The organism is Streptomyces sp. NPDC007875, assembly GCF_042868035.1.
In the GTDB taxonomy this organism is placed as follows: Bacteria; Actinomycetota; Actinomycetes; order Streptomycetales; family Streptomycetaceae; genus Streptomyces; species Streptomyces antimycoticus.
The window spans coordinates 71,386-79,691 of record NZ_JBIADZ010000038.1; the positions used below are offsets into that span (position 1 = coordinate 71,386).

At 73.0% G+C, this 8,306-nt stretch carries 1 protein-coding gene; it reads left to right on the forward strand.

Features of this window, described 5'->3' with window-relative positions:
- Positions 1 to 6: 6 nt before the first annotated feature.
- Positions 7 to 8,306, forward strand: an 8,300-nt coding sequence (locus tag ACFYOY_RS43550; RefSeq protein ID WP_388593361.1) for a type I polyketide synthase, incomplete at its 3' end; no start/stop codon positions are given.

The window sequence follows — 8,306 nt, forward strand, 5'->3', positions numbered from 1 at the left end:
GGCGTAATGGCGACGGCGAACGAAGAGAAGTACCTCGACTACCTCAAGCGGGCCACCACCGACCTGCGCGAGGCACGGCGGCGGCTGCGCGAGGTCGAGGAGCGTGAGCAGGAGCCGATCGCCATCGTGGCGATGAGCTGCCGCTACCCCGGCGGGGTCACCACCCCCGAGGAGCTGTGGGAGCTCGTCGTCCGCGGCGGTGACGCGGCCACGCCGTACCCCACCAACCGCGGCTGGGCCACCGACGTCCTCTTCGAGCCGGACCCGGACAGCGGCCAGGAGCCGTACGTCCACGAGGGCGGCTTCCTGCACGACGCGGCCGACTTCGACCCCGCGTTCTTCGGCATCTCGCCGCGCGAGGCCCTCGCCATGGACCCGCAGCAGCGGCTGCTGCTGGAGACCTCCTGGGAGGCGTTCGAGCGCGCGGGCATCGACCCGACCTCGCTCCAGGGCAGCCAGACCGGTGTGTTCGCGGGCGTGATGTACCACGACTACGCCTCCCGGCTGTTCTCCGCGCCCGAGGACGTCGAGGGCTTCCTCGGCAACGGCAGCTCCGGCTCCATCGCCTCCGGCCGCGTCGCCTACACCTTCGGCCTGGAGGGGCCGGCCGTCACCATCGACACGGCCTGCTCCTCCTCCCTGGTCGCCCTGCACTTCGCCGCCCAGGCGCTGCGCCGCCGGGAGTGCTCGCTGGCCCTGGCCGGCGGTGTCACGGTGATGTCCACCCCCGGCACCTTCACCGAGTTCAGCCGCCAGCGCGGCCTCGCCGCCGACGGCCGCTGCAAGTCCTTCGCGGCGGCCGCGGACGGCACCGGCTGGGGCGAAGGCGCCGGCATGCTGCTGCTGGAGCGGCTCTCCGACGCCCGCGCCAACGGGCACCAGGTGCTCGCCCTCGTCCGCGGCAGCGCCATCAACCAGGACGGCGCCAGCAGCGGGCTGACCGCGCCGAACGGGCCCTCGCAGCAGCGCGTCATCCGCCAGGCCCTGGCCTCCGCCCGGCTCTCCGCCGGGCAGATCGACGTGGTCGAGGCCCACGGCACGGGCACCACCCTCGGCGACCCCATCGAGGCGCAGGCCCTGCTCGCCACGTACGGGCGCAACCACACCGAGGACCAGCCGCTGTGGCTGGGCTCCATCAAGTCCAACATCGGCCACACCCAGGCCGCCGCGGGTGTCGCGGGCATCATCAAGATGGTCATGGCGATGCGCCACGGGACGCTTCCGCGGACCCTGCACGTCGACCAGCCCACGCCCAACGTCGACTGGTCGGCGGGCGCCGTCTCGCTGCTCACCGAGGGGCGCGCCTGGCCCGACACCGACCAGCCGCGCCGGGCCGCGGTGTCCTCGTTCGGCATCAGCGGCACCAACGCGCACACCATCCTGGAGCAGGCGCCCGAGCCGGACGCCGAGGAGCCGCAGACCGCGAAGACGGCCGACGACGGCGCCCCCGCCGAGACCCGTGCCGCCGCCGCGCTGCCGCTGTGGACCGTGGCGGCCAAGAGCCGCCCCGCGCTGCGCGCGCAGGCCGCGAACCTGCGCGCCCACCTCGAAGCCCACCCCGAACTGCGCCTCGCCGATGTCGGCTTCTCGCTGGCCATCGGCCGGGCCGCCTTCGACCACCGGGCGGCGATCGTCGCCGACGACCGCGAGGGTCTGATACGGGCCCTCGACGCACTCTCCCGCGAGGAGCCCGCGACCGGGCTGGTCGAGGGCAAGGTCACCGGCGGCAAGGTGGCGTTCCTGTTCACCGGGCAGGGCAGTCAGCGACTCGGGATGGGGCGTGAGCTGTACGACGCCTATCCGGTGTTCGCGGAGGCGCTGGACGCGGTGTGCGCGGAGCTGGACCCGCATCTGGAACGGCCTTTGCAGGACGTCCTGTTCGGGGACGATGCCGAGGCGCTGGATCAGACGGGGTTCACCCAGCCCGCTTTGTTCGCGGTTGAGGTGGCGTTGTTCCGGCTGGTGGAGGCGTGGGGGCTGCGGCCCGACTTCCTCTCCGGGCATTCGATCGGTGAGCTGGCCGCGGCGCATGTGGCGGGTGTGTTGTCGCTGGCGGACGCGTCGACGTTGGTGGCGGCGCGTGGGCGGTTGATGCAGGAGCTTCCGGCGGGTGGCGCGATGATCGCCGTCCAGGCGTCGGAGGAAGAGGTGGCGCCGCTGCTCGGCGAGCGCGTCTCGATCGCCGCGCTCAACGGGCCCACGTCGATCGTCATCGCGGGTGATGAGGACGAGGCGCTGCAGATCGCGGCGGACTTCGAGGCGCGGGGTCGGAAGACCAAGCGCCTCACGGTCAGCCACGCGTTCCACTCCCCGCGTATGGACGGGATGCTGCAGGCCTTCCGGCAGGTGGCGCAGGGGCTGTCGTACGAGGCTCCGAAGATCCCGGTCGTGTCGAATCTGACCGGTGGCGTGGTGGCCGCCGAGGAGATCACGACCGCTGACTTCTGGGTGCGCCACGTCCGCGAGGCCGTCCGCTTCCTCGACGGCGTACGGACGCTGGAGGAGCGCAACGTCACGAAGTTCGTGGAACTGGGCCCGGACGGTGTGCTCACCGCCATGGCCCAGGACTGCCTGACCCGCGACGACGCCACCCTTGTGTCCGCGCTGCGCTCCGGCCGCCCGGAGCTCCAGAGCCTGGCCGCCGCCGTCGCCGGGGCCCATGTCCACGGCGTCACCCCGGACTGGGCCGCGGTGTTCGCCGGGACGGACACGGCCCGCACGGACCTTCCGCTCTACCCCTTCCAGCGCGACACCTACTGGCTCGACACCGGCTACTGGACGGGCGACATGGCGTCCGCCGGGCTCGGCGCGGCCGACCACCCGCTGCTGGGTGCCGCGGTGGCGCTCGCCGACTCCGACGGTTTCCTCTACACCGGCCGTCTCGCCCTGGACACCCACCCGTGGCTGGCCGATCACGCGGTGGCGGGCTCGGTGCTGCTGCCCGGCACGGCCTTCGTGGAGCTGGCGATCCGCGCCGGTGACCAGGTCGGTTGCGATCTGCTGGAGGAGCTGACGCTGGAGGCGCCGCTGGTGCTTCCCGAGGTGGGCGGCGTCCAGCTCCAGCTGTCGGTGGGCGCTCCCGACGCTTCGGGGCGGCGCGCGCTGACGGTGTACTCGCGGTTCGAGGACGCGGCGGTTGACGAGCCGTGGGCGCGGCATGCGTCGGGTGTGCTGGGCTCGGGCGCGCCCGCGGCGTCGTTCGACCTGGCGGCGTGGCCTCCGGCGGGGGCGTCGGCGCTGCCCGTCGAGGGCCTGTACGAGGGCCTGGCCGAGGCGGGGCTGACGTACGGCCCGGTGTTCCAGGGGCTGACGTCCGCCTGGCGGCTGGGTGATGAGGTCTACGCGGAGCTGGAGTTGCCGGAGGAGGCGCGGTCCGAGGCGGGGCTGTTCGGCCTGCATCCGGCGCTGCTGGATTCGGCGCTGCACGCGGTCGGCCTGGGTGGTCTGATCGAGGGGGCGGACGGGGCGCGGCTGCCGTTCGCGTGGGCTGGTGTGTCGCTGCACGCGGTGGGTGCTTCGGTGCTTCGGGTGCGGTTGTCGTCGGCCGGTGCGGACGCGGTGTCGCTGGCGGTGGCCGATGGTGCCGGGCGTGCCGTCCTGTCGGTGGATTCGCTGGTGCTGCGGCCGGTGTCCGTCGAGCAGATCCAGGGCGCGCGGGGTGGCCGTCAGGAGTCGCTGTTCCGGCTCGACTGGGCCGAGGTGTCCGCCCAGGGTCCGGCGGGACGCTGGGCGCTGCTGGGATCCGACGCGCTCGACCTGGCGTCGACCGGGCAGCGGTTCGACACCTACCCCGACTTGGACGCGCTGGCCACGGCTGTCGACTCCGGCGCGGCGCTGCCGGATGACGTGGTGGTCGCCCTTCAAGCCCGTCCGGCGATTGAGGACCGGGGTTCTGGGGCGGAGCCCCAGGTCGCGGGAAGGGGCGGGATAGGGGAAGGCTCCTCACCCGCCGGCGCGGTGCACCGCGCCACCGCCCAGGCGCTGAGCCTGCTGCAGCAGTGGCTGGATGATGACCGCTTCACGAACTCGCGCCTGGTCCTGTTGACCTCGAGTGCGGTGGCGGCCGGTGCGGACGAGCCGGTGGCCGATCTGGCCCATGCCGCCGTCTGGGGCCTGGTGCGCTCCGCCGAGTCGGAGAACCCCGGCCGGTTCGTCCTGGTCGACGTCGATGGCGCGGCCGATTCGCTGAGGGCGGTGCCGGACGCGCTGGCGTCGGGGGAACCGCAGGTGGCCGTACGGGACGGGGTGCTGCGGGCGCCGCGCCTGGCGCGGGCCGCCGCTGCGGGCTCCGGGGACGACGCGCCGGAGTTCGATGCCGACGGCACGGTGCTGGTCACCGGTGCGAGCGGCACGCTGGGCGCTCTGTTCGCCCGCCACCTGGTGGTGGAGCGTGGGGTCCGGCGTCTGCTGCTGGTGAGCCGCCGTGGTGGCGAGGCTCCGGGCGCGGCCGAACTCGGCTCGGAATTGACCGAGTTGGGCGCCGAGGTGCGGTGGGCGGCCTGTGATGTCGCCGACCGTGGCGCGCTGGCCGAGGTGCTGGAGGCCATTCCGGCCGGGCATCCGCTGACGGCCGTGGTGCACACGGCCGGTGTACTGGATGACGGCGTGATCGGTTCGCTGACGACGGAGCGGCTGGAGCGGGTGCTGCGTCCGAAGGTGGACGCGGCGTGGAACCTGCATGAGCTGACCCGCGACCTGGACCTGTCCGCGTTCGTTCTCTTCTCCTCCGCCGCCGGTGTCTTCGGCGCCGCCGGACAGGGCAACTACGCCGCCGCCAACGCCTACCTGGACGCACTCGCCCAGCACCGTACGGCGCGTGGCCTGCCCGGAACGTCCCTTGCCTGGGGCCTGTGGGCCGCAGAATCCGGCGGTATGGCCGGTGAGCTGGACCAGGCCGATGTGTCCCGGATGAGCCGGGGCGGCGTCGCCGCGCTCGCCACCGACGAGGGCAAGGAGCTGTTCGACGCGGCCGGACGGGCCGGCGAGGCCCTGCTCGTCCCGGTGCGGCTGGACCTGGCGGCGGCACGGGCCGAGGCGGCGTCCACCGGTGTGGTGGCCCCGCTGATGTCCGGGCTGGTGCGGGTCCCGGCGCGGCGTACGGCGGAGGGCTCCGCCGGAACGGGCGCCCTGGCACAGCGGCTGGCCCGCCTGAACGAGACCGAGCGGCTGGAGTCGCTGCTGGAGCTGGTCCGTACCCAGGTCGCCGCCGTCCTGGGCTATGGCACCGCCGACTCCGTCGACCCCGACCGTGCCTTCCGCGACCTGGGCTTCGACTCGCTGACCGCCGTCGAACTGCGCAACCGCCTGAACGCGGTCAGCGGGATGCGGCTCCCCGCCACCCTGGTCTTCGACTACCCGACCTCCCTCGTCCTGGCCGAACACCTCCGGGACGAACTGGCGGGCACCGGCGCCCAGTCGGGCCTGCCCGTCCAGGCCGTGGGCGCGATCGACGACGAGCCGATCGCCATCGTGGCGATGAGCTGCCGCTTCCCGGGCGGGGTGCGCACCCCCGAGGACCTGTGGCGGCTGCTGTCCGCCGGCCAGGACGCGATCTCCGGCTTCCCCGTCGACCGCGGCTGGGACCTGGACGCGCTCTACCACCCGGACCCGGAGCACCCCGGCACCTCGTACACCCGCGAGGGCGGTTTCCTCCACGACGCCGCCGACTTCGACCCCACCTTCTTCGGGATCTCGCCGCGCGAGGCGCTGGCGACGGACCCGCAGCAGCGGTTGCTGCTGGAGACGTCGTGGGAGGCGTTCGAGCGCGCGGGCATCGACCCGGTCACGCTGCGCGGCAGCCGTACCGGTGTGTTCGCGGGCGTCATGTACCACGACTACGCCACGCTGGTGGAGCAGGCCCCGGACGGCGGCGGCGAGGGCGCGATCGGCTCCGGCAGCACGGGCTCCATCGCCTCCGGCCGCGTCGCCTACGCCCTCGGCCTGGAAGGCCCGGCGGTCACCGTCGACACGGCGTGCTCGTCGTCACTGGTGGCGTTGCACTGGGCGATGCAGGCGCTGCGCTCGGGCGAGTGCACGATGGCGCTGGCCGGTGGTGTCACGGTGATGGCGACGCCCGGCACATTCGTCGGCTTCAGCCGCCAGGGCGGCCTGTCCGCCGACGGCCGCTGCAAGGCGTTCTCGGCGGACGCGGACGGCACGGGCTGGGCCGAGGGCGCGGGCATGCTGCTGGTCGAGCGGCTGTCGGACGCGCGCAAGAACGGCCACCCGGTGCTGGCCGTGGTGCGCGGCAGCGCGGTGAACCAGGATGGTGCGTCCAATGGTCTGACGGCGCCGAACGGCCCATCCCAGCAGCGTGTCATCCGGCAGGCGCTGGCCGCCGCCGGGCTGTCGGTCGGCGATGTGGACGTGGTCGAGGCGCACGGCACGGGCACGACGCTGGGCGACCCGATCGAGGCGCAGGCGCTGCTCGCCACGTACGGCCAGGAGCGGGACGCGGAGCGGCCGTTGCTGCTCGGCTCCATCAAGTCGAACATGGGCCACACCCAGGCCGCCGCCGGTGTCGCGGGTGTGATGAAGATGATCCTCGCCATGCGGCACGGGGTGCTTCCGAAGACCCTGCACGCGGACGAGGCGTCGCCGCATGTGGACTGGTCGGCGGGCGCGGTCGCGCTGCTGACGGATCAGGTGGAATGGCCGGAGACCGGCCGTCCGCGCCGCGCGGGTGTGTCGTCATTCGGCATCAGCGGCACCAATGTGCACACCATCATCGAGCAGGCGCCTGAGGTGGAGGCGGCGGAGACTCCGGCGGCTCCCGCTGTCCCGCCCGCCGTGGTGCCGTGGGTGCTGTCGGGGCGGAATGCGGCTGCGCTGCGGGACCAGGCCGCGCGGCTGGTGGAGCATGCGACGGACCGGCCCGAGCTGGACGCGGTCGACCTGGGCTACTCGCTGGCGACCGGCCGATCGGCGTTCGACCACCGCGCGGTGGTGGTGGCCGAGGACCGGGATGGGCTGCTGAAGGCTTTGGGGGCGCTGGCCGAGGGACGTCGCGCAGCGGCGCTCGTTCAGGGTTCGGTGGCCGGTGGCAAGGTGGCGTTCCTGTTCACGGGGCAGGGGAGTCAGCGGCTGGGGATGGGGCGTGAGTTGTATGACGCCTATCCGGTGTTCGCGGAGGCGCTCGATGCGGTGTGTGCGGAGTTGGACGCGCACCTTGAACGGCCTTTGCAGGGCGTCCTCTTCGGGGGCGACCCTGAGGCGCTGGATCAGACGGGGTTCACTCAGCCTGCGCTGTTCGCGGTTGAGGTGGCGTTGTTCCGGCTGGTCGAGGCGTGGGGTCTGAAGGCGGACCTCCTGTCCGGCCACTCGATTGGTGAGCTGGCCGCCGCGCATGTGGCGGGTGTGTTGTCGCTGGCGGACGCGGCGAAGCTGGTGGCGGCTCGTGGTCGCCTGATGCAGGAGCTTCCGGTCGGTGGCGCGATGATCGCGGTGCAGGCGTCGGAGGACGAGGTGGCGCCGCTGCTCACCGAGCGCGTCTCGATCGCCGCGCTCAACGGGCCGGCGTCGGTGGTCATCGCGGGTGATGAGGACGCGGCTGTCGCGATCGCGGCGTCGTTCGAGGCGCAGGGTCGGAAGATCAAGCGGCTGACGGTCAGCCATGCTTTCCACTCGCCCCGCATGGACGGGATGCTGGACGCGTTCCGCGAGGTGGCTGAAGGGCTGTCGTACGAGGCTCCGAAGATCCCGATCGTGTCGAATCTGACCGGTGGCGTGGTGGCCGCCGAGGAGATCACGACGGCCGACTTCTGGGTGCGCCATGTGCGCGAAGCCGTCCGTTTCCTCGACGGTGTCCGCACCCTCGAAGCCCAGGGCGTCTCCACGTTCGTCGAGCTGGGCCCGGACGGTGTGCTCACCGCCATGGCCCAGCAGTGTGTGACCCGCGAGGACGCCGTGTTCGCCGCCGCGCTGCGCAAGGACCGTCCCGAGGCCAAGACGCTGACCACCGCCGTCGCCCGGGCACATGTCCGCGGTGTGGCGGTCGACTGGGACGCCGTCTTCGCCGGTACCGGCGCGGCTCGGGTCGAGCTGCCCACGTACGCCTTCCAGTACGCGCGCTACTGGCCCGAGCCCCCGGCCACTGCCCCTGGCGGTACGGCCGGGCTGGGGCTGGCGACCGTCGACCATCCGCTGGTCGGGGCCGCCGTGCCGCTGGCCGGTGGCGAGGGGCTGCTGCTCACGGGCCGACTGGGGCTCGACACGCATCCGTGGCTGCTCGATCACGTCGTGATGGGTTCGGTGCTGCTGCCGGGTACGGCTTTTGTGGAGCTGGCGGTTCGTGCGGGTGATCAGGT